The sequence below is a fragment of the Streptomyces sp. HUAS MG56 genome (genome assembly GCF_058673395.1).
In genome coordinates, this window is the sequence record NZ_CM178722.1 from 8,208,869 (window position 1) to 8,235,061 (window position 26,193).

General features: G+C 72.8%; 3 protein-coding genes. All 3 read right to left on the minus strand.

Annotation, left to right across the window (positions count from 1 at the left end):
- Entirely contained in the window at window positions 1-5,043 is a 5,043-nt protein-coding gene (locus tag AC4OXY_RS38140) for a type I polyketide synthase (protein WP_491991918.1), read from the minus strand.
- 131 nt (window positions 5,044-5,174) lie between these two features.
- Entirely contained in the window at window positions 5,175-11,774 is a 6,600-nt protein-coding gene (locus AC4OXY_RS38145; RefSeq protein WP_491991919.1) for an SDR family NAD(P)-dependent oxidoreductase, read from the minus strand.
- A 324-nt stretch (window positions 11,775-12,098) separates the two neighbouring features.
- Entirely contained in the window at window positions 12,099-26,168 is a 14,070-nt protein-coding gene (locus tag AC4OXY_RS38150) for a type I polyketide synthase (protein ID WP_491991920.1), read from the minus strand.
- Window positions 26,169-26,193: the final 25 nt, after the last annotated feature.

Genomic DNA, 26,193 nt, shown 5'->3' on the forward strand with positions numbered 1-26,193 from the left:
TCAGGAACGGCCGAGTTCCCGGTCGATCAGGTCGAAGATCTCCTCCGACGACGCCGACGCGAACTCGTCGTCCGGTTCCTCGGGGACCGCCGGGGTGTCCTCGGCGCGCCGCACCCTCCGCGCCAGCGCCTCCAGGCGCTCGGCGATCCCGGCCGAGGCGCCGCCGCTGGCAGCCCACGCGCTGATCGAGCCTTCAAGGGCGGTCAGTTCGGCGAGGACGTCGTCGGCCTCCGGCTCCTGGGGCGGCAGGACCTGGTCGAGCAGGTGGTGTGCGAGGAGCCGCGGTGTGGGATGGTCGAAGACGAGCCCCGCCGGAAGCCGCAGACCGGTCACCGCGTTGAGGCGGTTGCGCAGCTCGACCGCGGTCAGTGAGTCGAAGCCGAGCTCCTTGAACGCTCTGTCGGCGGCGACTCCGTCGGAGTCGGGGTGACGCAGAACGACGGCAACTTCCGTACGGACCAAGTCGAGGAGGAAATCCTCCCGCGCGTAGACCGGCAGACCGGCCAGACGCTCCGTCATGGCCGCCACCGTTTCCGCCGCCCCCGCGGGGTCCCCGTGGCCGGTGCCCTGCAGCGCGCGCTGTGCCTCGGCTATCTCGCAGAGGAGGGGGCTGGGACGGCTTGACGTGAAGCCGAGCACGAAACGGTCCCAGGCGATGTCGGCGACCGCGAGGTACGTCTCGTCCTGCTCCACCGCCGTGACCAGGGCTGCGACTGCGGAGTCCGGTTCCATCTCCAGGATTCCCCGCCGGTCCATGTAGTCCCCGACGTCCTCGGTGACGAGCATGCCTCCGCCGCCCCACGTGCCCCAGGCGACTGAGGTGGCCACCTTCCCGCTGGACCTGCGTGCCTCGGCGAGGGCATCCAGGTACGCGTTGCCCGCTGCGTAAGCCGCGTTGCCGCCGCTGCCCCAGAGGGCCGAGCTGGACGAGAAGAGCACGAACGCGTCCAGCGCCCTGCTTTCCGCACCGCTCAGCAACTCGTCAAGAACGGCGGCCCCCAGGACCTTTCCGGCCGTAATCCGCTGGAGGTCGGCCAGGTCCGTGTCGCACACATCGGTGAACTGCTGCGCCACGCCCGCCGCATGGAAAACAGCCGTCAGGGGCTCTGCGGACGGTACGGAGGAGAGGAGGGCGGCCGCGGCCTCGCGATCGGCGACATCACAGGATACGACGGTCACCCGCGCGCCGAGAGCGGTGAGCTCGGTGATGAGCTCGGCCGCTCCAGGGGCTTCCGGGCCGCGTCGGCTGGTGAGCAGCAGGTGCTCGGCGCCGCTCCGAGCAAGCCACCGCGCGACGTGGGCACCGATGCCTCCGGTGCCCCCGGTGACCAGGACCGTGCCTCTCGGCTGCCACGCACGCGCGGAGGCCCTGTCGGCCGGAACCTGCGGTGCCCGTACTAGCCGGCGCCCGTACACACCACCGGCGCGCACGGCGACCTGGTCCTCGTCCCCCGCACTGGCCAGTACGGCCGTGAGCCGGTCCATGACCTGCTCCGTCACCTCCGCCGGCAGGTCGACCAGACCGCCCCACTGCTTCGAACGCTCCAGAGCCACCGACCGTCCGAGCCCCCAGACCTGTGCCTGGGCCGGACGGACAGCGGAATCGCCGTGCCCCGTGAGCACGCCTCCGACGGTGACGTTCCACAGTGGCCCCTCGGACCCGCTGTCCGACATCGCCTGGACGAGGGCGAGTGTCGAGGCGAGGCCGAGTGGTACCGCCGGGAACGACGGATGGGGGGCGTCGGCCAGCGCGAGCAGCGACAGCACACCGTCGATCCGCCCTACGCCACCTGAGAGTTCGCGCAGCCGGTCGGCGAGGGTCCGACGGTCGGCCGCGGCCGAATCCACGCTCCAAGTCTCCACGATCGCACCGTGCTTGCGCAGAGCGTGCGCGCACTGTGCCGTGACGTCGTCTTCGGCCAGAGTGTCCGGGACCACCAGCAGCCAGGTTCCTTCAAGGCGCGGTCCGGGCGCCGCGGCCAGCGGGCGCCAGGCGATGCGGTAGCGCCACCCGTCCAGCTGCTCGGTCTGCCGCCGGCGACGGCGCCAGGAAGCGAGCGACGGCAGCAGTCGCTTCAGCGGCTGGTCGTCGGAGACGCCCAACTCCCCGGCCAGCAACGCCACATCGTTGCGCTCCACCAGCTCCCAGAACCCAGCGTCCGACCGCTCCTCGGTCCCCGAAGCCCGCTTCTCCGGCTCGTCCAGCCAGTGACGGACCTTGTCGAAAGAGTAGGTGGGGAGGGGGGTGGGTGGTGTGGTGGGGAGGGCTTTGTGCCAGTTGATGGGGGTGCCGGTGTTGTGGAGGGTGGTGAGTGCGTGGGTGAGGGTGTGGGTGGGGTGGTGTTGGGGGTGGAGGGTGTGGGTGATGGTGATGGGGTCGGGGCTGGTGGTGTCGGTCTGGTTGTCGAGGCGGTTGTCGAGGGTGTGGTTGTTGAGGGTGGTGAGGGTGGTGTCGGGTCCGATTTCGAGGTAGGTGGTGACGCCTTGGTGGTTCAGGTGGGTGATGGATTGGTGGTAGTGGACGGGTTGGCGGGCGTGGGTGGTCCAGTGGTGGGTGGGCAGTGGGTCGGTGGTGGTGGTTGCGGTGTGGTTGGTGATGAGGGGTGTGTGGGGGGTGTGGTGGGTGATATGGCGTGTGGCGTGGGTGAGTTGGTCGAGGATGGGGTCGAGGTGGGGGGAGTGGTAGCCGTGGGTGGTGTTGAGGATTTTGGTTTTGATTCCTTGTTGCTGGAAGTGGGTGGTGATGTGGTGGACGGTGGTGTGGTGGCCTGCGATGACGGTGGTGGTGGGGGTGTTGTGGGCGGCGATGGTGACGTCGGTGATGTGGTGTTGGGTGAGGTAGTGGGTGAGGGGTTGGGGTGGGAGGTTGATGCTGGCCATGGTGCCGGTGGGGGGGAGGGTGTGCATGAGGTGGGCGCGGGTGGTGATGAGGTGGGCGGCGTCGGTGAGGGTGAGGATGCCGGCGGTGTGGGCTGCGGTGATTTCGCCGAGGGAGTGGCCGAGGTGGTAGTGGGGGTGGATGCCGTAGTCGTGGGTGAGGAGGTGGTAGAGGGCGGTTTGGAGGGCGAAGAGGGCGGGTTGGGTGTAGAGGGTGGTGTTGAGCAGGCCGGTGAGGGGGTCGTTGGGGGTGGCCCACATGATGTGTTGGAGGGGGTGGTCGAGGTGGGGGTCGAGGGCGTGGCAGACGCGGTCGAGGTGGTGGGCGAAGGCGGGGTTGGTGGTGTAGAGGTCGTGGCCCATGCCGGGGTGTTGGGTGCCTTGGCCGCTGAAGCAGAACGCGATTTTCCCCCCTCCGTCGCTGGTGGTGGTGTGGGTGAGGTGGGGGTGGGGTTGGCCGGTGGTGAGGGCGTGGAGGGCGTTGAGGCGTTGGGTGGTGGTGCCGTGGGTGATGGCGGCGCGGTGGGTGAAGTGGGTGCGGGTGGTGGCCAGGGCGCGGGCGACGGCGCTGGTGTGGAGGTGGGGGTGGTGGGTGAGGTGGGTGTGCAGGCGGGCGGCTTGGGCCTGGAGGGCCTGGGGGGTGCGGGCTGAGAGCAGCCACGGCGCCGGTCCGTCCATGGCCGGGTCGGCGTCCGCTTGATCGGCCGGCACCGATCCGACCGGCGCCAGTCCCTCCGCCGCGGGAGGCAATTCGGCCGGCGTCTGGGTGGGAGGTGTCTCGACCGGTGCCGCTTCGAGGATGAGGTGGGCGTTGGTGCCGCTGATGCCGAAGGAGGAGACGGCGGCGCGGCGGGGGTGGTCGGTGTCGGGCCAGGGGGTCTGTTCGGTGAGGAGTTTGACCGCGCCCGATTCCCAGTCGACGTGTGGTGTGGGCTCGTCGATGTGGAGGGTCTTGGGCAGGAGGCCGTGGTGGATGGCTTGGACCATTTTGATGACGCCGGCGATGCCTGCGGCGGCTTGGGTGTGGCCGATGTTGGATTTGACGGAGCCGAGCCACAAGGGTTGGTCGGCGGGCCGGTTCTGGCCGTAGGTGGCGAGGAGGGCCTGGGCTTCGATGGGGTCGCCGAGCCGGGTGCCGGTGCCGTGTGCCTCGACGGCGTCGATCTGGTCGGGTGTGAGGCGGGCGTTGGCGAGGGCTTGGTGGATGACGCGTTGCTGGGAGGGGCCGTTGGGGGCGGTCAGGCCGTTGCTGGCGCCGTCCTGGTTCAGTGCGCTGCCGCGGATGACGGCGAGGATCTGATGGCCGTTGCGCTGGGCGTCGGAGAGGCGCTCCAGCAGGACGAGGCCCACGCCCTCGCCCCAGCCGGTGCCGTCGGCTCCGGCGGCGAACGACTTGCAGCGGCCGTCACGGGCCAGGCCCCGCTGCCGGCTGAACTCCGTGAAGATGCCCGGGCTCGGCATGACCGTGACGCCGCCGGCCAGAGCGAGAGTGCACTCGCCCGTCCGTAGTGCCTGCGCCGCCTGGTGCATGGCCACCAGGGACGAGGAACAGGCCGTGTCGACGGTCACCGCCGGACCCTCGAAGCCCAAGGTGTAGGAGATACGGCCCGAGGCCACGCTGTTGGCGATACCTGTCAGGAGGTAGCCGTCGGCTCCGGTTCCGCCACCGTGACGCAGGGACGCGTAGTCCTGGCTGGCGATGCCGGCGAAGACGCCGGTGGGGGTGGAGCGCAGGGAGTCGGGGGCGATGCCGGCGTGTTCGAGGGCTTCCCAGGCGGTCTCCAGGAGGAGGCGCTGCTGGGGGTCCATGGCGGCGGCCTCGCGGGGGCTGATGCCGAAGAACTCGGCGTCGAAGCAGTCGGCGTCGTGGAGGAAGCCGCCCTGGCGGACGTAGGTCTTGCCGCCGGCATCGGGGTCGGGGTCGTAGAGGGCCTCGATGTCCCAGCCGCGGTTGGTGGGGAAGTCCCCGATGGCGTCCCGCCCCTCGGTGACCAACTGCCACAGCTTCTCGGGGGAGTTGACGCCACCGGGATAGCGGCACGCCATCCCGACGATCGCGATCGGCTGCTGCTCCCTCGCCTCGTTCTCCCGGAGCTGCCGGCGTGCCTGGTGCAGGTCCGTGGTCACCCGCTTGAGATAGGTGCGGAGGGTGTCCTCGTTGGCCATACGACTGTCAGCTCCTTGGAATCCCGGTCCGGTCGTGTTCGGTCATGCGTCCTTGAGCCATGTGCCGGCGGGTCGCGCGTCCTCGACAGGCGTGTGTTCGCCCTCGTCGCTCCGCGACCGCTCCCGACGGGTCACAGCTCGTTCTCGATGAAGGCGAAGATCTCGTCGTCACTGGCCGAGTCGATGAGCCCGGCGACGTCCGCCTCCGGTGTGGCGCCGGACCGGGCACCGGGGGCGTCCACCTGGTCGAGCCGGAAGAGGAAGTCCCTCACCCGGTCGGAGATCTGGTCGCGTACGTCCTGGTCCTCGGCAGCGGACAGCGCGAGTTTCTCCAGGCGCTCCAGGCCGTCCAGGACCACCTGGTGGGCGGCCGCGCCTCGGGGTACCAGCTCCGAGTGCAGGCGGGCGGCCAGCGCCGTCGGCGTCGGATTGTCGAATACCACGGTCGACGGCAGGCGCAGGCCGACGGCTTTGCCCAGCCGGTTGCGCAGTTCCACCGCGGTCAGCGAGTCGAAGCCGAGTTCCTTGAACGCCCGCGACTCGTCGATGGACGAGTGGTCCGAGTGGCCGAGCACCACGGCGGCGTTCGTGCGGACGAGTTCCACCAGGAGGTCGAGCTGTCGATCGGGAGTGATCCCGCTCAGCCGCTGTGCCCAGTCCTCGGCCGGCGTGTCCTGCGCGGGGCCGGAGCCGATGACGCGGCGCCCTGGGCCACGGACCAGTCCCCGCAGGATCGGCGGGAGCGTTCCAGCCGTGGCCAGCGAGCGCAGCACCCCGAGGTCGAACCGGACCGGAACGGCGACGGCACGGTAGGAGCCGAGCGCGGCGTCGAGCAGTGACAGGGCCTGGGCCGTGGGCATGGCCGTGATGCTGGCCCGGGCCAGCCGTGCCCGGTCGGCATGCTGGAGCTGTGCGGTGAGTTGGCTGGTCTGCTCCCACAGGCCCCAGGCGAGTGAGGTGGCGGGCAGGCCGAGGGACCGGCGGTGCTGGGCCAGGGCGTCGAGGAAGGTGTTGGCGGCGGCGTAGCCCGCCTGCCCGGCGTTGCCGAGCACGCCCGCGGCGGAGGAGAACAGGACGAAGGCGCCGATGTCGAGGTCCTTCGTGAGGTGGTGCAGGTTCCAGGCGGCGTCCATCTTCGGACGCAGGACGGTGTCCACACGCTCGGGTGTCAGGGCCGGGAGGACGGCGTCGTCGAGGACGGCGGCGGCGTGTACGACGGCCGTGAGCGGATGGTCGTCGGGGACCGAGGCGAGCAGCGCTGCCAGGGCCTCGGGGTCCGCGGCGTCGCAGGCGGCGATGGTGACCTGGGCGCCCAGGGCGGTCAGGTCGGCCCGTAGTTCCTCGGCTGCTTCGGCGTCCGGTCCCTGACGACTGATCAGCACCACGTGTCGTACGCCGTGTTCGACGACTAGGTGACGGGCCGTCAGGCCGCCCAGTGTGCCGGTGCCACCGACGATGAGCGCGGTGCCGTCGGGGTCGAGGGCGCGCGGGAGAGTGAGTACCAGCTTGCCGGTGTGGCGCGCCTGGCCGAGGTACCGCAGCGCGTCGGGTGCCGTGCGCACGTCCCATGCCGTGTACGGCAGCGGGCGCAGTGCACCGCGCGCGAAGAGGTCGGCCAGCTCGGCCAGCATCTCCTGGACGTGTTCTGGTCCGTCGGAGTCCAGGTTGAACGTCCGGTACCGCACCCCGGGATGAGCGGCGGCCACTTCGGTGGCGTCGCGCCGGTCGGTCTTGCCCATCTCCAGGAAGTGACCGCCGCGCGGCAGCAGCCGCAGCGAGGCGTCGACGAAGTCGTGCGCCAGGGAGTTGAGAACGACATCGACTCCCTCGCCGCCGGTGGCCGCCAGGAACTCGTCCGCGAAGTCCAGCGTGCGGGAGTCGGCGATGTGGTCCTCGGCGAACCCGTCGGCCCGCAGTAGGTGTTGCTTGGGCAGGGAAGCGGTGGTGAAGATCTCCGCGCCGAGGTGCCGGGCGAGCTGGACGGCGGCCATTCCCACGCCGCCGGTCGCGGTGTGAATCAGCACGCGCTGCCCGGGACGCAGATCGGCCAGGTGCTTGAGGCCGTAGTAGGCGGTGAGGAAGACCACCGGGGTCGATGCCGCCTGGGAGTAGCTCCAGCCGGCGGGGACCGGCACGACCAGCCGGTGGTCGGTGACCGCGAGTGGCCCGACCGCGCCGGTGAACAGTCCCATGACCCGGTCGCCCACTGCGATGCCGGAGACCTCGGGACCGGTCTCGACGACCACCCCGGCCGCCTCGCTGCCCATGATCTCCTGTCCGGGCACCATGCCCAGCGCGACCAGCGCGTCCCGGAAGTTCAACCCGGCCGCCCGCACGGAGATCCTGATTTCTCCGTCCGCCAGCGGCCGCTGCGCCGCCGGATTGTCGACCGCCGTCAGCGACTCCAGGGTGCCGGGCTCGCTCACGTCGATCCGCCATGCACGGTCCCCGGGCAGCTCCAGCGTCCGGGAGGCTCCGGCGCGGGTCAGCCGCGGTGCGTGGAACACCCCGCCGCGGACGGCGAGTTGGGGTTCCCCGACGGTCAGTGCCGTGGTCACCAGTTCGGCGGACCGGTCGGTGCCGTCGAGGTCGACCAGCACGATCCGATCGGGGTTCTCTGACTGCGCCGTGCGCACCAGGCCCCAGATCGCGGCCTGCGGCAGGTCGCGGTCCGCCTCCTGGTCGGTCACGGCGACCGCCCGGTCGGTGAGGACGGCCAGCCGGCTCTCGGCGAAGCGGTCGTCCGCCAGCCAGCCCTGGAGCAGGCCGAGCACGGTGTCCAGCACCTCCCGGGTGCGGCGGGTCGTGTCCTCGTCCGTACGTCCGGGTGCGAGGACGAGGACGCTCTCCGGAACCGGAGCACCCTCGTCCACCGCCCGCACCAGCGCGGCCAGGTCCGGATACACCGGCACCGAACCCGCTGCGCCGGCGGCCACCGCGGCCGCCGGCAGCCCGTCGCCGACGACGGCGATCGGCCCGTCCAGGGCGGCTCGGGCCGGGACCGGAACGGCCGTCCAGTCCAGATGGAACAGCGCGTCGTGACGGTCGGGCCGTGCGGCGGACAGCAGATCGGTGCTGAGCGGACGCATGGTGAGCGACCCGATGGCGGCGACCGGCGTGCCCGAGGCGTCGGCCACATCCAGGGCCACCGTGTCGTCGCCGGTGCGGGTCAGCCGCACGCGGAGCCGGGACGCACCGGTGGCGTACAGCCTGACGTCGTTCCAGACGAACGGCAGCTGCACCCCTGCGGCCACATACCCGCCCGTTCCGCCGTCGGCGGTGTCGAGGCCGATCGAGTGCAGCGCGGCGTCCAGCAGCGCGGGATGGACGCCGTACCCGGCCGGGTCGCCCGGCTCCTCCAGTACGACGTCGGCGTACACGGCCGTCCCGTCCCACCAGGCGCCGCGCAGCCCGCGGAACGGGGTCCCGTAGGCCAGGCCGATTCCGGCCAGCCGGTCGTACAGGTCCGTGTGGTCCAGCGCGGTGGCGTCGGCCGGCGGCCAGGTCCCGAAGTCGAAGGTGTCGGGCGTGCCCTCCGGTTCGAGTACGGCCGTGGCGTGCAGCAGCCACGGTGTTCCCGGCTCGGCGTCCGCGGGCCGGGAGTGCACGGTGCAGCTCTGCCGGCCGTCGTGCTCGGTGGCGCCCACCGTGACCTGAAGGTGGACGGCTCCCCGTTCGGGGAGGACCAGCGGCGCCTGAAGGGTGAGTTCGCCGATCCGACCGCAGCCGCTGTGGGCGCCGGCGTGCAGCAGGACGTCCACGAACGCGGTCCCGGGCAGCAGCACCTGTTCCAGGACGGCGTGCCCGGCCAGCCACGGATGTGTCTGGAGGGACAGGCGGCCCGTGAACAGGTGCCCCTGGCCGTCGGGGAGTTCCACGAGCGCGCTCAGCAGCGGATGATCCGTCGGCGTCAGCCCGGTGGCGTCGGCATCCGCGGTGATCGGCGCGTCCAGCCAGTGCCGCTGGTGCTGGAAGCCGTAGGTGGGCAGCGGCACGGTCCGACCCGCGCCCAGCACGGCCGACCAGTCCACGGCGACCCCTTGCAGGTGGGCGGCGGCGAGTGCGGTGGTGATCCGCGTCCGGTCGCCGTGGTCGCGCCGCAGCGTGTGCAGTACGGCGACGTCGGCGTCCGCGTCCCCCGCCGTCTCCTGCAGCGACGTGGCGAGCATGGGATGCGGGCTGGTCTCCAGGAAGACCCGGTGTCCGTCGGCCAGCAGCGCTCGCGTCGCCGCCTCGAACTCCACCGGCTCGCGCATGTTGCGGTACCAGTAGGCGGCGTCGAGCCGGCTGGTGTCGAGCAGTGCGCCGGTCACCGTCGAGTAGAACGGCACCGACGAGGAGCGCGGAGCCACCGGGGCCAGCACCTCGGAGAGGTGGTCGTGGAAGACGTCCACCTGCGCGGAGTGCCCGGCGGTGTCGATACCGGGGATCAGCCGCGCTTGTACGCCCTGCCCTTGGAGCTCCGCGACCAGTTCCCGCAAGGCCTCCGGCTCCCCGGCCACCGCGGCCGTCCCCGGGCTGTTCACCGCGGCGACCGAGAGCCGGTCGCCCCAGCGCTCCAGGCGAGGTCGCAGCTCCGGCGCACCGAGTGAGACGGCCGCCATGCCGCCGCGTCCGGCCAGCCGCAGCCAGGCCCGACTGCGCAGCGCCACGACGCGGGCGGCATCCTCGAGCGACATGCCGCCCGCGACATACGCGGCGGCGATCTCACCCTGGGAGTGCCCGACCACCGCGGACGGCTCGACGCCCTCCGCACGCCACACGGCGGCGAGCGACACCATCATCGTGAACAGGACCGGCTGCACCACGTCGACCCGGTCGAACGGCGGCGCGCCCGGCTCGCCGCGCAGCACGTCCAGTACGGACCAGTCCAGGAACTCCCTCAGCGCGGCGTCGCACTCCTCGGCCGTCTCCCGGAAGGGGGTGGAGGAGGTGAGGAGTTCGCTTGCCATGCCGGGCCATTGGGAGCCCTGGCCGGGGAAGACGAAGGCGACTCTGCCCTCAGTCGTGTGTCCTTGCAGGGTGTTGGGGGTGGTTTCGCCGTTGGCGAGTGCGGTGAGGCCGTTGAGCAGGTCGGTGGTGTCGGTGGCGATGACGGCGGCGCGGTGGGTGAAGTGGGTGCGGGTGGTGGCGAGTGTGCGGGCGACGGCGGTGGGGTCGAGGTGGGGGTGGTGGGTGAGGTGGTGGTGCAGGCGGGTGGCTTGGGCTTTGAGGGCGGTTTGGGTCTTTGCGGAGAGGAGGTAGGGCAGGGGGGTGTGTGCGGGGGGTTGTTCGGTGTGCTGGTTGGTGCTGGTGCTGGTGCTGGTGCTGGTGCTGGTGCTGGTGCTGGTGCTGGTGGTGGGTGGGGGTGCTGCTTCGAGGATGAGGTGGGCGTTGGTGCCGCTGATGCCGAAGGAGGAGACGGCGGCGCGGCGGGGGTGGTCGGTGTGGGGCCAGGGGGTCTGTTCGGTGAGGAGTTTGACCGCGCCCGATTCCCAGTCGACGTGTGGTGTGGGCTCGTCGATGTGGAGGGTCTTGGGTAGTACGCCGTGGTGGATGGCTTGGACCATTTTGATGACGCCGGCGATGCCTGCGGCGGCTTGGGTGTGGCCGATGTTGGATTTGACGGAGCCGAGCCACAGGGGCTGTTCCGTGGGCCGGTTCTGGCCGTAGGTGGCGAGGAGGGCTTGGGCTTCGATGGGGTCGCCGAGTCGGGTGCCGGTGCCGTGTGCTTCGACGGCGTCGACGTCGGTGGGGTGCAGGCCCGCGTTGGTGAGGGCTTGGTGGATGACGCGTTGCTGGGAGGGGCCGTTGGGGGCGCTGAGCTGGCTGCTGGCGCCGTCCTGGTTGACGGCGGAGCCGCGGATGACGGCGAGGACGGGGTGGCCGTTGCGCTGGGCGTCGGAGAGGCGCTCCAGGAGCACCAGCGCGGAACCCTCGGCCAGGGCTGTGCCGTCGGCGGCCGCCGCGAACGCCTTGACCCGGCTGTCCGTGGCGAGCCCGCGCTGCCGGCTGAACTCCACGAATGTGGTGGGCGTGGCCATGACGGTGACCCCGCCGGCGAGGGCGAGTTCGCACTCGCCGGAGCGCAGCGCCTGCGCCGCCAGATGGATCGCGACCAGCGAGGACGAGCAGGCGGTGTCCACGCTGACGGCGGGGCCCTCGAGGCCGAAGGTGTACGACACCCGGCCCGACGCGACACTGTGCGCGCTACCCGTACCCAGGTAGGCCTCGACCTCCCCCGGAGCGTCGTGGACGAGGCGCGCGCCGTAGTCGCTGTACATGACGCCGGTGAAGACGCCGGTGCGGCTGCCGCGGAGCCGGGTGGGGTCCAGGCCGGCGCGTTCGAGGGTTTCCCAGGCGGTCTCCAGCAGCAGGCGCTGCTGGGGGTCGATGGTGAGGGCTTCGCGGGGGCTGATGCCGAAGAACTCGGCGTCGAAGTGGTCGGCGTCGTGGAGGAAGCCGCCTTGGCGGGCGTAGCTCGTGCCGGTGGTGTCGGGGTCGGGGTCGAAGAGGTTGTCGAGGTCCCAGCCGCGTTGGGTGGGGAAGTCGCCGATGGCGTCGCCGGCGTGGGTGAGCAGGTGCCACAGGTCCTCGGGGGAGCTGACGCCGCCTGGGTAGCGGCAGGCCATCGACACCACGGCGATCGGCTCGGCGATCCCCGTCTCGGCCGCGGCCAGCTGCCGACGCGTGTGGTGCAGTTCCGCGGTCACACGCTTGAGGTAGTCGCGCAGCCGGTCCTCATTCGACATCTGACGCTGATCCTTCACGGTGCTCCTCACCTGTCACCTGCATGAACGGAAGGCCTGGGGTGAACGTGGAACCTTCGCCGAACGGCGCTCCCCGGCTGGACGCGGAACCCCGGCCGGACGCGGCACCTTGGCCGAGCGCGGCACCCGGTCCGGCCATGAGGCAGGGGACGCACGCGGGACTCGGGCCGAACGGGAGACACGCGCTGCACGGCGGACCCGATCCGAATGCGAATCCGAGGCTCCCCGTCGCGGTGGCCGCGGTCCGATCCCCGTCCCCCTCGTGACCGGACCGGTCGCGGGGGCCGGGCGCGCCCGTGGCGGGGCTCATGAGATGCCCAGTTCGTTGTCGATGAAGTCGAAGACCTCGTCGTCGGTGGCGAACTCGACCCGCTTGTCGGCCTCGGCGTCCGGCACCCCCGCTCCCGCCGGGCCGCCGCCCAGCTGCTGCAGCAACTCCCTCAGCCGTGTCGAGACCCTGGTGCGGGCCTGCGGCGAGTAGTCCCCGAGCGCGGACTCCAGCCGGTCCAGATCGTCGAGCGCCGACTTCTCCGACGGTGTGTTCTCCGCGAGGAGTTCGGTCCGCAGCCGCCGGGCCAGGCCGGACACGGTGGGATAGTCGAAGACCACGGTCGTGGGCAGGCGCAGACCGGACGCCGCGTTGAGCCGGTTGCGCAGCTCCACGGCGGTCAGCGAGTCGAACCCCATGTCGAGGAACCCGCGCTCCACCGTCACGTGCTCCGGTGTGTCGTGACCGAGCACGGTCGCGACCAGGCCGCGCACCAGCTTCACCAGAACCTGGTGCTGCTCGGGCTCGCCAAGACCGCGCAGCTGATCCCGCAGTGCCGCGGCCCGGTCGTCGGCGTACGGACCGGCGGCCGCCGGGGTGCGTCGGCCGGGTGTGCGCAGCAGGTCCCGCAGCAGCGGCGGCAGCAGGCCGGCGTCCGCCTGCGCCCGCAGCCGCGGCGGATCGAGCCTGGCCGGTACGGCCAGGGGGCGGTTCGCGGCCAGTGCGGCGTCGAAGAGGGCCAAGCCCTCCACGGCAGCGACGGCGGTGATCCCGGAGCGGTGGAGCCGGGCCCGGTCGGCCTGGTCCAGGGCGCCGCTGGTCTGCTCCCACAGCCCCCAGGCGAGGGACACGCCGGGCAGACCGAGCGCCCGCCGGCGGTGGGCGAGGGCGTCGAGGAAGGTGTTGGCGGCGGCGTAGCCCGCCTGCCCGGCGTTGCCCACCAGGCCCGCCACCGAGGAGAACAGCACGAACGCGGACAGCGGCCGGTGCCGGGTCAGCTCGTGCAGGTGCCAGGCAGCGTCCACCTTCGGGTGGAACACCGCCTCCATCCGCTGTGGTGTAAGCGAGGCGACGGTAGCGTCGTCCAGGGCCACCGCGGCGTGGAAGACCGCGGTGAGCGGGTGCTCCTCGGGGACGCCGGACAACAGGGCGGCCAGCGCCTCCCGGTCCGCGACGTCGCAGGCCGCGACGGTCACCTCCGCGCCGAGGCCGGTCAGTTCGGCCGCCAGCGAGTCGGCGCCGTCCGCGTCCGGGCCGCGGCGGCTGGTGAGCAGCAGATGCCGTACGCCGTGTTCGACCACCAGGTGACGGGCCAGGACGGCACCGAGCGTGCCGGTGCCCCCGGTGATGAGGACGGTCCCCCCGCTGGCCAGGGCGGCCGGCGCGGTGTCGGACCGTCCGGCCGGCGGCGCGGGGGACCTGTCGGGGGCGATCCGCGGGACCAGGACGGCGCCGCCTCGCAGCGCCGACTGCGGCTCACCCGCCACCGCGGCGCCCAGTGCGGCGGGCAGTGCCTCCGACACCTCCTCGTCCAGGTCGACGACCACGAACCGGCCGGGGTGCTCGGACTGCGCCACCCTGACGAGACCCCAGACCACGGCGGCCGCGAGATCCTGTACGTCCTCGTCGGCGCGGGCAGCGACCGCCCGCCGGGTCAGGAGGACGAGCCGGGAGCTCTCCAGCCGGTCGGCGGCCAGCCAGTCCTGCACGAGGGCGAGCGTACGGCGGGCCACGGCGTGCGCCTGCTCCACGGTGTCCGCCGGGCTGTCCGGGTCCGCACCGGGGACCGGGACCAGCACCAGGTCCGGCGGCGGAGCACCGCACTCCATCGCCGCGAGCAGGGCGGGCAGGTCGGCGTACCGGTCGAGGCCCGCCAAGTCGTACCGCGTGTCCGGAAGGTCGCCCAGCACCGCCCAGCGCCCGGCGCCGGGGGCCACGGCATCCGCAGACTGTGCCGGGGTGACCCAGTCGACGCCGAGGAGCGGCTCTCGGCTGCCGGAGGCGCGCCGCAGCTGCTCGACACCGATCGGGCGCACCGTCAGTGACGCGACCGACGCGACCTCCCGGCCCGAGCTGTCGCTCAACGTCAACGACACTGCGTCAGAGCCGACCGGCGACATCCGCACACGTACGGCCCGGTCGGCGCCCGCGTTGACCGACACCCCGGAGAAGGCGAAAGGCAGCGGGACCCGCCGCTCGCTCCCCTCCGCCTCCGGCAGCGCGCCGGGGCGCAGGAACACCGGGTGCAGGGCCGCGTCCAGCAGCGCCGGATGGATGCCGAACCCGTCGGCGGCGGTGGACTCGCCCAGCTCCGCCTCCGCGTACAGGTCCTCGCCCGCGCGCCAGGCGGCGCGCAGCCCCTGGAACACCGGGCCGTAGCCGATGCCGGCGTCCGCGAGGTGCTCGTACAGGTCATCGATGTCCACCCGCTCGGCACCGGCCGGCGGCCACGAGGCGGGTGCGGGCCCGGCGGACGGCGGTGCGGGTGGGCCGAGGACACCGGTGGCGTGCTGGACCCACGCGGCCGCGCCGTCGGCGTCGGCGGAGCCGGCCTGCCGCGAACGGATCACCAGCGTGCCGCGGCCATCCGCGTCCGGCGCCCCCGCCACCATCTGCAGCTGCGCCGCTCCCTGTTCAGGCAGGACGAGCGGCACATGCAGGTTCAGTTCCTCGATCAGCCCCGCGCCGCGGTGCTCGGAGGCGTGCCGCGCCAGCTCGACGAACGCGGCCCCCGGCAGCAGCACGTTCTCCAGGACCGCGTGGTCGGCCGTCCAGGGGTGGTCGGCCTGGCTCAGCCGACCGCTGAACAGCAGCCCGCCGTCAGGAAGTTCGGTCACCGCTCCGAGCAGCGGATGGTCCGCGGGGCTGAGCCCGGCAGACCGTACGTCGGTACCGGCGGCGCCGGCGGCGAGCCAGTAGGGCCGGCGCTGGAACGCGTAGGTGGGCAGGTCCACGGGGGTCGTCGGCACCGTGTGCGGCAGGCGCCGCCAGTCCACCGCCGCGCCCCGCGTGTAGGCGAGGGCGACTGAGCCCGTGACGCGGGCCAGGCCGCCTTCCCCGCGGCGCAGCGTCTCCACTACAGCGGCCTCGGCACCCACCGCCTCGATGGTCTCCTGGAGTCCGACGGAGAGCACCGGGTGCGGGCTGACCTCGATGAACAGCCGGTGTCCGTCGGCGAGCAGCCGCCGCGCGACCTCCTCCAGGCGCACCGGCCGGCGGAGATTGCGGTACCAGTAGGCGGCGTCCATGGTCGTGGTGTCCAGCAGGCCGGCGGTCAGCGTCGAGTAGAACGGGATGTCCGAGACGCCTGCACGGACACCGGCCAGGGCCTCCCGCAGAGGGGCCTCGACACGTTCGACGTGGGCGGAGTGGGAGGCGTAGTCGACGGGCAGTTCCCGGGCGCGGACACCCTGTTCCTGGTAGGCGGCCACGATGCCGCGTACGTCGTCTACGTCGCCCGCGATCACGGTGGTGCGCGGGCCGTTGACGGCGGCGATCGTGACGCGGCCCCCGTGGTGCCGGGCCAGCAGGCCGGAGACCTCGCCGGCGGGCAGGGGAACGGAGGCCATGGCGCCGGTGCCGGCGAGCTCGGTGATGACATGGCTGCGCAGGGCGATGACCGCGGCCGCGTCGTCCAGGGAGAGGGCCCCGGCCACGCAGGCGGCGGCGACCTCGCCCTGGGAGTGGCCGACGACGGCGTCGGGGTGCACACCGTAGGAGCGCCACAGCTCGGCGAGCGAGACCATCACGGCGAACAGCACCGGCTGCACCACGTCGACGCGTTCCAGCGGCGGTGCCCCGGGGGCCCGGCGCAGCACGTCGATCAGGGACCAGCCGGTCAGCGGATCCAGTGCCTTCGCGCACTCCTCAACGCGGCGCGCGAACACCGGTGAGTCCCGGAGCAGTTCGTCCGCCATCTCCAGCCACTGGCCGCCCTGGCCGGGGAAGACGAACACCGTCCTGCCGGGGGCCGGGGCGGCCGCGTCGTGGAGCAGGCCGCTCGCCGACTCACCGCGTGCCAGTGCCTTCAGGCCCTCCAGGCGCTCCTCGTCGTCGTTCGCCAGGACCGCGGCGCGCCGGTCGAAGTGGGCGCGGGTGGTGGCCAGCGCGTGACCGACCTCCTCGTGGCCCAGTCCCGGCCGCTCGGTCAGGTGCCGGCACAGCCGCTCGGCCTGCGCGCGCAGCGCGGCGTCCGTCCTGGCGGAGAGCACCCACGGAAACACCGGGCGGGGTGACGCCGTGGCGGACTCGCCTCCGGAACCCTCACCGGGGTCCGAAGACGCCTCGCCGGCCGGCCCGGTGGACTCGGTGGCGGACGGAGGGACATCGGCGGCGGGCGGTGCTTCGAGGATGACGTGGGCGTTGGTGCCGCTGATGCCGAAGGAGGAGACGGCGGCCCGGCGGGGGCGGCCGGTGTCGGGCCAGGGCGTCTGCTCGGTGAGCAGCCTGACCGCTCCCGCCTCCCAGTCCACGTGCGGGCTCGGGGCGTCCACGTTCAGTGTCTTCGGCAGGACGCCGTGCCGGAGGGCCTGCACCATCTTGATCACGCCCGCCACACCCGCGGCGGCCTGGGTGTGGCCGATGTTGGACTTCACGGAGCCGAGCCACAACGGCCGTTCCGCGGGCCGGTCCTGGCCGTAGGCCGCCAGCAGTGCCTGGGCCTCGATCGGGTCCCCGAGCGGCGTGCCCGTGCCGTGTGCCTCGACCGCGTCCACCTCGGCGGGCTCCAGGTCCCCGTTGGCCAGCGCCTGGCGGATGACGCGTTGCTGAGAGGGGCCGTTGGGTGCGGTCAGCCCGTTGCTGGCGCCGTCCTGGTTGACGGCGGAACCCCGGACGAGGGCCAGCACCCGGTGGCCGTTGCGCCGCGCGTCGGACAACCGTTCGACGAGCAGCAGACCGACCCCCTCGGCGAACCCGGTACCGTCGGCGGCCGCCGCGAACGCCTTGACGCGGCCGTCCGGGGCCAGCCCCCGCTGCCGGCTGAACTCGATGAACGTGGCCGGCGTGGCCATCACGGTCACACCCCCGGCCAGCGCCAGGTCGCACTCGCCCGAACGCAGCGCCTGCGCCGCCAGGTGCAGGGCGACCAGGGACGAGGAGCAGGCCGTGTCCACCGTGACGGCCGGACCCTCGAACCCGAAGGTGTAGGAGACCCGGCCCGACGCGACACTGCCGTGGCTGCCGTTGCGGAGATAGCCCTCGATCTCCTCCGGGGCGGTACGCAGTCGGCCGCCGTAGTCGCCGTACATGACACCCGCGAAGACGCCGGTCCGACTGCCGCGCAGTCCGGCAGGATCGATCCCGGCCTGCTCCAGCGTCTCCCAGGCCGTCTCCAGCAGCAGTCGCTGCTGCGGGTCGGTGGCCAGTGCCTCGCGCGGGCTCATCCCGAAGAACTCCGCGTCGAAATGGTGCGCGTCGCCGAGGAAACCACCCCGGCGGGTCGAACTGCGGCCCGCCCGTGACGGGTCCGGGTCGTACAGTTCCTCCACGTTCCAGCCGCGCTCCGAGGGAAAGTCACCGACCGTCTCGCGGCCGGCCAGCAGCAGCTGCCACAGCTCGTCCGGCGAGGTCACACCGCCGGGGAAGCGGCAGCCGATCCCGACGACGGCGACCGGCTCGTTCGCGGCCGCACCCACGGCGGCGGTCCGCGGCGCCGCCGCACAGATGGCCCGGCCGCCCAGTTCGGCGTTGATGTACCGGGCCAGCGCGGCGGGCGTGGGGTGGTCGAACACCAACGTGGACGGCAGGTTCAGACCGGTCGCCGCATTGAGGCGGTTGCGCAGCTCGACCGCGGTCAGCGAGTCGATGCCCAGCTCCTTGAACGCCTGGTCGCCGTCGACGGCTGCCGTGTCCGCATGGCCCAGGACCGTCGCCAGGTGCGTGCGCACCAGCTCGGACACCGCGTGGCCGCGCGCCTCGTCCGGCAGCGAGGCCAACGACTGCACCCAGGAGCCGTCCGTTCCCGCGCCACCGGCACGGCGTACGGGGGTGCGGACCAGCCCGCGCAGCACCGGCGGCAGGGTGCCCGCCTCGGCCTGCCGGCGCAGCACGGCACCGTCCAGCCGGGCGGCCGTCACCGCGGCCTCACCGGACCGCCGGGCGGTGTCGAAGAGTTCCAGGCCCTGCTCGGTCGTCAGCAGGGTCAGGCCGCCACGCGTCAGCCGGGCGCGGTCGGCGTGCGTGAGGTGGCCGGTCATCCCCGTGGCCTCGCCCCACAGGCCCCACGCGACCGAGGTCGCCGGCAGTCCGGCTCGGCGCCGGTGCTGCGCGAGGGCGTCGAGGAAGGCGTTGGCCGCGGCGTAGTTGGCCTGGCCAGCGGTGCCCACGGTGCCGACGACCGACGAGAACAGCACGAAGCCGGTGAGCGGCAGATGCCGCGTCAACTCGTGCAAGTGCCAAGCGGCATCGGCCTTCGGCCGCAGCACGGCGTCCGCCTGTTCCGCCGTGAGCCGCTCGACCACGGCGTCGTCCAGCGTGCCGGCCGCGTGGACCACCACTGACAGCGGGTGTGCCTCGGGCACGGTGGCGAGCAGCGCGGCCACCGCGTCGCGGTCGGCCACGTCGCAGGCGGCGAAGCGCACCTCGGCGCCGTGCGCCGTGAGTTCGGCGGCCAGCGCGGCGGCGCCCTCCCCGGACGCGCCGCGCCGGCCCACCAGCAGCAGGCGCCGGGCGCCGTGGGCCGTCACCAGGTGACGTGCCGTCAGGGTGCCGAGAGTGCCCGTGGCCCCGGTGATCAGGACCGTTCCGTCCGGGTCGATCCGCACCCCGTCCGCGGCACCCTCCGCGAGGACAGCGGGCCCGGTCGTGAGGTCGGGGGTCTCCGGCAGCCGGGCGAGCCGCGGCACCAGGACGGTGCCCGCGCGCACCGCGAGCTGTGGCTCGCCGCCGAAGACCGCTTCCACGAGCGCCGTCGCGGAGGAACCGGTGCCATCGAGGTCCAGCAGGGTGAAGCGGCCGGGGTGCTCGCTCTGGGCCACTCGCACCAGCCCCCAGACGGCCGCCGCGGCCGGGTCGGGGCCCTGTCCGTCGCCGGCCCCGTCCCCGGCGGCGGCGACCGCCCCGCGTGTGACGACGACCAGCCGGGACGAGGCGAACTCCGCGTGGCCCAGCCACTCCTGGAGGAGCGCGAGGGTGTCGCGTACCGCTCGGTGGGCCGCCTCCGGGACCGCCTGCCGCTGCCCGCCCGCCGGTGCGGACCCGGGTACGACAGACAGCACGACGTCCGGTACCGGCCGGCCGGACCGGACCGCGTCCAGCAGCCCGGTGAGGTGCGGGTGGCGCTCGAGCTCGGGTTCCGTACCGCCGTCGCCGGGCGAGCCGGCCGCGACGCGCGTCCCGTGCTCGTCGCCGAGCAGGCACGAGCGGCCCGGATCCGCCGGAGCGCCGGCGCCGCCCGCGGCCATCCACTCCAGCCGCAGCAGCCCGTCGTGCCGCACCGCACCGGCGCCGCGCAGCACCGCGGGGGAGGCCGGGCGAGTGGTCACCGAGCGGGCCGCGGCGATCGGCGCGCCCTCGCTGTCGAAGAGTGCCAGTTCCAGGTCACCCGCGCCCCCGCGGGTCCAGCGCACCCGCGCCGCGGCCACCCCCGGCGCCCACAGCGACACCCCGGCCCAGGCGAACGGCAGCCGGATCCGGCCCTGTTCGTCCGTGCCCAGCTGCCCGGCGGGCGCCAGGACGTGCAGCGCCGCGTCCAGCAGCGCGGGATGCAGACCGAAGCGGTCCGCGTCGCCCACCTGCTCGGGCGCCAGCCGGACGTCGGCGTAGATCTCCTCACCGAGCCGCCATGCGGCCTGCACCCCCTGGAACGCCGGGCCGTACTCGTAGCCGTCGTCGGCGAGAGAGGCGTAGAGCTCGTCGACGTCGAGCGGCTCCGCGGAGCGCGGCGGCCACGGCCCGCTCCACCGCGGGCCCCCGGCGGTGGCGGGCTCGGCCGTGCCCACGGCGTGGCAGGTCCACTCCTCGCCGTCGGCGTCGTCGGCATCCGGCCGCGAGTACACCCCGACCGGACGCCGTCCTGCCGGGTCGGCGGCGCCGACCGTGACTTGGAGCCGCACCGCGCCGGAGGCGGGCAGCACCAGCGGTGTCCGCAGAGTGAGGTCGGTCAGCTCGGCGCATCCGGCCCGCCCCGCCGCGTGCGCGGCGAGCTCCACGAAGGCAGTGCCGGGCAGCAGCACCGTGCCGTTCACCGCGTGGTCGACCAGCCACCGGTGGGTTTGGGCCGAGATCCGGCCGGTGAACACCAGGCGGTCCTCGTCGGCGGCGTCCAGCCGCGCACCCAGCAGCGGGTGGTCCGCCCGGCCGAGCCCCAGCCCGCCGGGGGCGCCTGACGCGACCGGCGCCGTCAACCAGTGACGCTGCCGTTGAAAGGCGTACGTCGGCAGGTCCACCGCCCGCGCCGCGCCCTCGGCCACCGGCCAGTCGACGGCCGCGCCGTGCACGTACGCCTCGGCGAGCGAGGTGTGCAGGCGCGGCAGACCGCCCTCCTGCCGGCGCAGCGAGCCCACCACGACCACGTCGCCCGCGGCCCCTGTGTCCTCGGCTGTGTCCTGGACCCCCACGGTCAGAACCGGGTGCGGGCTCGTCTCGACGAACAGCCGGTAGCCATCGGCGATCAGGGCGCGCGTGGCCTGCTCGAACTCGACGGTCTGCCGCAGATTGCGGTACCAGTAGTCGCCGTCCAGCCCCGCGGTGTCGATCCGTCCACCGGTCACCGTCGAATAGAAGGCGGTCGCCGACGACCGCGGCGCGATGTCGGCCAGCACCTCCCGCAGCTCGTCCTCGATCACCTCGACCTGCGGGGAGTGCGCGGCGTAGTCCACCGGGATCCGGCGCGCCCTAACCTCCTGCGCGGTGTACTCGGCCAGCAGTTCGTCGAGCGCCTCCGGATCCCCGGCGACCACCGTCGAGGCCGGGCCGTTGACCGTGGCGACGTCCAGCCGGCCCGCCCACCGCTGAAGCCGCGGCGCCACCCGGGCCGCGGGCAGCGGCACCGCGAGCAGACCACCGGTGCCCGCGATGCCCCGCAGTGCCCTGCTGCGCAGCGTGACGACCTTCGCGGCATCGTCCAGGGAGAGCGCGCCGGCCACGTACGCGGCCGCGATCTCACCCTGCGAATGACCGACGACCGCGTCCGGCCGCACACCGTACGACCGCCACAGCGCGGCCAGCGACACCATCACGGCGAACAGCGCGGGCTGCACCACGTCCACCCGGTCCAGTGGCGCCGCGCCCTCGCGCTCCCGCAGGACATCGGTCAGTGACCAGTGCGTGAACGGCGCCATCGCCCGGTCGCACGCCTCGATCTCCGCGCGGAACACCGGCGAGGAGTCCATCAGGGCAGCGGCCATGCCGGCCCACTGCGATCCCTGACCGGGAAAGACGAAGACCGTACGGCCACTCGCCCGCGCCGTACCGCGCACCAGATTCGGCGCGTTGCCGTCGGCCGCCAGCACACGCAGCCCGGAACGGAACCCGTTGCGGTCCCCGGCGACCACCACCGCCCGGTGGTCCAGCGCGGCACGGGAGACGACCAGGGCCGCGCCCACGGCGTCGATGTCCAGCCCGGGGTCGCCGTCCAGCAGCGCCAGCAACCGGGCGGCCTGGTCGCGCAGGGCGGCCTCCGACTTCGCCGACACCACCCACGGCACGACCCCGTCATCCGACCCGCCCACGGATCCGGCACCGCCCTGCTCGCCGCCGTCCCCGGCGGGAGCGTGCTGAGCGCTGCCGTCGTCGGTCGTGTCCTCGGACGCCTGCTCCAGGATCACATGGGCGTTGGTGCCGCTGATGCCGAAGGAGGAGACGGCCGCCCGCCGGGGGCGGTTCGTCAGGGGCCACTCCCGCTCCTCGGACAGCAGCGACAGGCTGCCCGCGGACCAGTCCACGTGCGGGCTGGGCGCGTCGATGTGCAGGCTGCGGGGCAGCAGCCCGTGCCGCAGGGCCATCACCACCTTGATCACGCCGCCGACCCCCGCGGCCGCCTGGGTGTGCCCGATGTTGGACTTCAGCGAGCCCACCCACACCGGCCGGTCCGCCGGACGGTCCTGGCCGTAGGTGGCCAGCAGCGCCTCGGCCTCGATCGGATCACCCAGCGCCGTGCCCGTGCCGTGCGCCTCCACCGCGTCGACGTCCGCCGTACCGAGCCGCGCGTTCGCCAGCGCCTGCCGGATGACCCGCTGCTGGGCCAGGCCGCTGGGCGCCGACAGGCCGTTGCTCGCGCCGTCCTGGTTGACGGCGCTGCCGCGGATCAGCGCCAGTACCCGGTGGTTGTTGCGCCGCGCGTCGGACAGACGCTCCAGCAGCAGCATGCCCGCACCCTCTGCCCAGGACGTGCCGTCGGCCGCCGCGGCGAACGCCTTGGACCGGCCGTCGGCCGCCAGGCCCCGCTGCCGGCTGAACTCCACGAACATCCCCGGGCTCGACATCACCGTCACGCCACCGGCCAGCGCCATCGAGCACTCGCCTTGGCGCAGCGCCTGCCCGGCCAGGTGCACGGCGGTGAGCGAGGACGAACAGGCGGTGTCCACGGTCACCGCGGGACCCTCGAAGCCGAACGTGTAAGCCACCCGGCCCGATGCGACGCTGCTGGTGGTGCCGGTCAGCAGGTGTCCGTCCAGGCCCGCCGGGGCTTCGTGCAGCCGGGGACCGTAGTCCTGCGCGGTCGCCCCCACGAAGACACCCGTCGCCGAACCGCGCAGGGCCGCCGGATCGATGCCCGCCCGCTCCAGCGTCTCCCAGGCCGTCTCCAGCAGCAGTCGCTGCTGCGGGTCCATCGCCGCCGCTTCGCGCGGGCTGATCCCGAAGAACGCCGCGTCGAACTCGTCCGCGTCATGGAGGAAACCGCCCGACCGCACGTACGACGTCGCGTGCGCCGCCGGATCCGGGTCGTACAGGGCGTCGAGGTCCCAGCCCCGGTTGCCGGGGAACTCGCCGATGGCGTCGGTCCCTTCGGCCACCAGCCGCCAGAGGTCCTCCGGAGAGGCCACGCCTCCCGGGTAGCGGCATGCCATGCCCACGATCGCGAGGGGCTCGGGCTCGTCGGCGGTGCGTACGGGAACACCGGAGACGCCCGCCGTACGCCCGGCCCGCTCGGCGCCCTCCGGAGTACCGGAGGCTTCCTGCAGGTACGCGACCAGAGCGGTGGGCGTCGGGTAGTTGAAGGTCAGCGCGGTCGGCAACCTCAGCCCTGTCGCGGTGCCCAGCTGGTTCCGCAACTCCACCGCGGACATGGAGTCCATGCCCAGATCCCGGAACGGCGTGTGGAGTTCGACCTCGTCCGCCGACGAGAAGCCCAGCACCCGCGCGACGAGCGCGCGCACGAGGTCGAGCAGGGAGCGGCGGCGGTCCTCCTCGGACGCAGCGGCGACGGTCACCGGGGCAGTCGCGACCGGGGTCTCTTCGAAGGCCGACGTCGGCCAGTACTGCTGGTGTTGGAAGGGGTAGGTGGGGAGGGGGGTGGGTGGTGTGGTGGGGAGGGCTTTGTGCCAGTTGATGGGGGTGCCGGTGTTGTGGAGGGTGGTGAGTGCGTGGGTGAGGGTGTGGGTGGGGTGGTGTTGGGGGTGGAGGGTGTGGGTGATGGTGATGGGGTCGGGGCTGGTGGTGTCGGTCTGGTTGTCGAGGCGGTTGTCGAGGGTGTGGTTGTTGAGGGTGGTGAGGGTGGTGTCGGGTCCGATTTCGAGGTAGGTGGTGACGCCTTGGTGGTTCAGGTGGGTGATGGATTGGTGGTAGTGGACGGGTTGGCGGGCGTGGGTGGTCCAGTGGTGGGTGGGCAGTGGGTCGGTGGTGGTGGTTGCGGTGTGGTTGGTGATGAGGGGTGTGTGGGGGGTGTGGTGGGTGATATGGCGTGTGGTGTGGGTGAGTTGGTCGAGGATGGGGTCGAGGTGGGGGGAGTGGTAGCCGTGGGTGGTGTTGAGGATTTTGGTTTTGATTCCTTGTTGCTGGAAGTGGGTGGTGATGTGGTGGACGGTGGTGTGGTGGCCTGCGATGACGGTGGTGGTGGGGGTGTTGTGGGCGGCGATGGTGACGTCGGTGATGTGGTGTTGGGTGAGGTAGTGGGTGAGGGGTTGGGGTGGGAGGTTGATGCTGGCCATGGTGCCGGTGGGGGGGAGGGTGTGCATGAGGTGGGCGCGGGTGGTGATGAGGTGGGCGGCGTCGGTGAGGGTGAGGATGCCGGCGGTGTGGGCTGCGGTGATTTCGCCGAGGGAGTGGCCGAGGTGGTAGTGGGGGTGGATGCCGTAGTCGTGGGTGAGGAGGTGGTAGAGGGCGGTTTGGAGGGCGAAGAGGGCGGGTTGGGTGTAGAGGGTGGTGTTGAGCAGGCCGGTGAGGGGGTCGTTGGGGGTGGCCCACATGATGTGTTGGAGGGGGTGGTCGAGGTGGGGGTCGAGGGCGTGGCAGACGCGGTCGAGGTGGTGGGCGAAGGCGGGGTTGGTGGTGTAGAGGTCGTGGCCCATGCCGGGGTGTTGGGTGCCTTGGCCGCTGAAGCAGAACGCGATTTTCCCCCCTCCGTCGCTGGTGGTGGTGTGGGTGAGGTGGGGGTGGGGTTGGCCGGTGGTGAGGGCGTGGAGGGCGTTGAGGCGTTGGGTGGTGGTGCCGTGGGTGATGGCGGCGCGGTGGGTGAAGTGGGTGCGGGTGGTGGCCAGGGCGCGGGCGACGGCGCTGGTGTGGAGGTGGGGGTGGTGGGTGAGGTGGGTGTGCAGGCGGGCGGCTTGGGCCTGGAGGGCCTGGGGGGTGCGGGCTGAGAGCAGCCACGGCGCCGGTCCGTCCATGGCCGGGTCGGCGTCCGCTTGATCGGCCGGCACCGATCCGACCGGCGCCAAGTCCCCGGGAGCCGACTCGAGAATGACGTGCACGTTCGTCCCGCCCATCCCGAAGGCGCTGACCCCCGCCAGCATGGGCCGGTCGGGGCGCGGCCAGGCGGTGAGGGAGGTCTGCACCCGCAGATGGAGCGCGGCCAGGTCGATTCGGGGATGGGGGGTCGAGAAGTTCCGGCTGGGCGGCAGCTGTCCGTGGCGCAGGCTGAGGGCGGTCTTGAGGAGCCCGACGAGACCCGCCGCGCCTTCGAGGTGCCCGACGTTGGTCTTGACCGATCCGACGAGGAGCGGGGCGTCCGCCGGCCGTGCCGTGCCGTAGACGGCGCCGAGCGCCGCCGCCTCCACCGGGTCGCCGACCGCGGTGCCGGTCCCGTGCAGCTCCACGTACTGGACGTCGGCCGGGTCCGTGCCCGCCTGTTCGCAGGCGCGCCGCAGTACGTCGCTCTGCGCTTCGGCGCTCGGCACGGTCAGCCCGTCCGTGGCACCGTCGTTGTTGACTGCGCTGCCCCGGATCACACAGTGCACCGGGTTGCCGTCCGCCAGGGCCGCCGCCAGCGGCTTGAGCACCACGACGACCGCCCCCTCGCCGGGCACGTAGCCGTTGGCCCGGGCGTCGAACGTGAAGCACTCGCCGTCGGCGGACAGACCGCCGAAGGCAGCGGCCTCCGCGGCGCGTTCGGGGGAGAAGTTCAGGTTGACGCCGCCGACGAGGGCGAGGTCCGACTCGCCCGCGCGCATGCTCTGGCAGGCGAGATGGACGGCGAGCAGCGAAGACGACTGCGCGGCATCCACGGTCAGGCTGGGACCGTGCAGTCCGAGGACGTACGAGACGCGGTTGGCGATCACGCCGCGGTTGGTGCCCGGGAGCGTGTGATGGCTCGCCGTTCCGGCGCCCCGGGAGTGCAGCAGGTTCGCGTAGTCGTTCCAGATGGATCCGACGAACACGCCGGTGCGGCTGCCCTTGAGGGTGTCCGGGACGATCGCGGCATCTTCCAGGGCGGCCCAGCTCAGTTCCAGCATCAGCCGCTGCTGGGGGTCCATCTCCACCGCCTCGCGCGGTGAGACGCCGAAGAAGGCGGCGTCGAAGCCGCCGACGTCCTCCAGGAACCCGGCGCGTCGTCCGCCGTCGCCGGACACCTGGTCCGGTCGTGTCGTGACCGCGCTCGCACCATCGGCCAGCAGCTCCCAGAAAGCGTCCGGACCGTCCGCCGAGGGCAGCCGGCAGGAGAAGCCGATCACCGCGAACAGTTCCGGGGAAACGCGGGTGTCGGACACCGCGGAGGCGTACTCGCTCGGCATGTTCTTCGTGACCCTTTCTGTCCCG

Bases quoted from the DNA above. Each gene is read 5' to 3' on its own strand.
- AC4OXY_RS38150 (WP_491991920.1), bottom strand. From the start codon at position 26,168: ATGCCGAGCGAGTACGCCTCCGCGGTGTCCGACACCCGCGTTTCCCCG.
- AC4OXY_RS38145 (WP_491991919.1), bottom strand. From the start codon at position 11,774: ATGTCGAATGAGGACCGGCTGCGCGACTACCTCAAGCGTGTGACCGCG.
- AC4OXY_RS38140 (WP_491991918.1), bottom strand. From the start codon at position 5,043: ATGGCCAACGAGGACACCCTCCGCACCTATCTCAAGCGGGTGACCACG.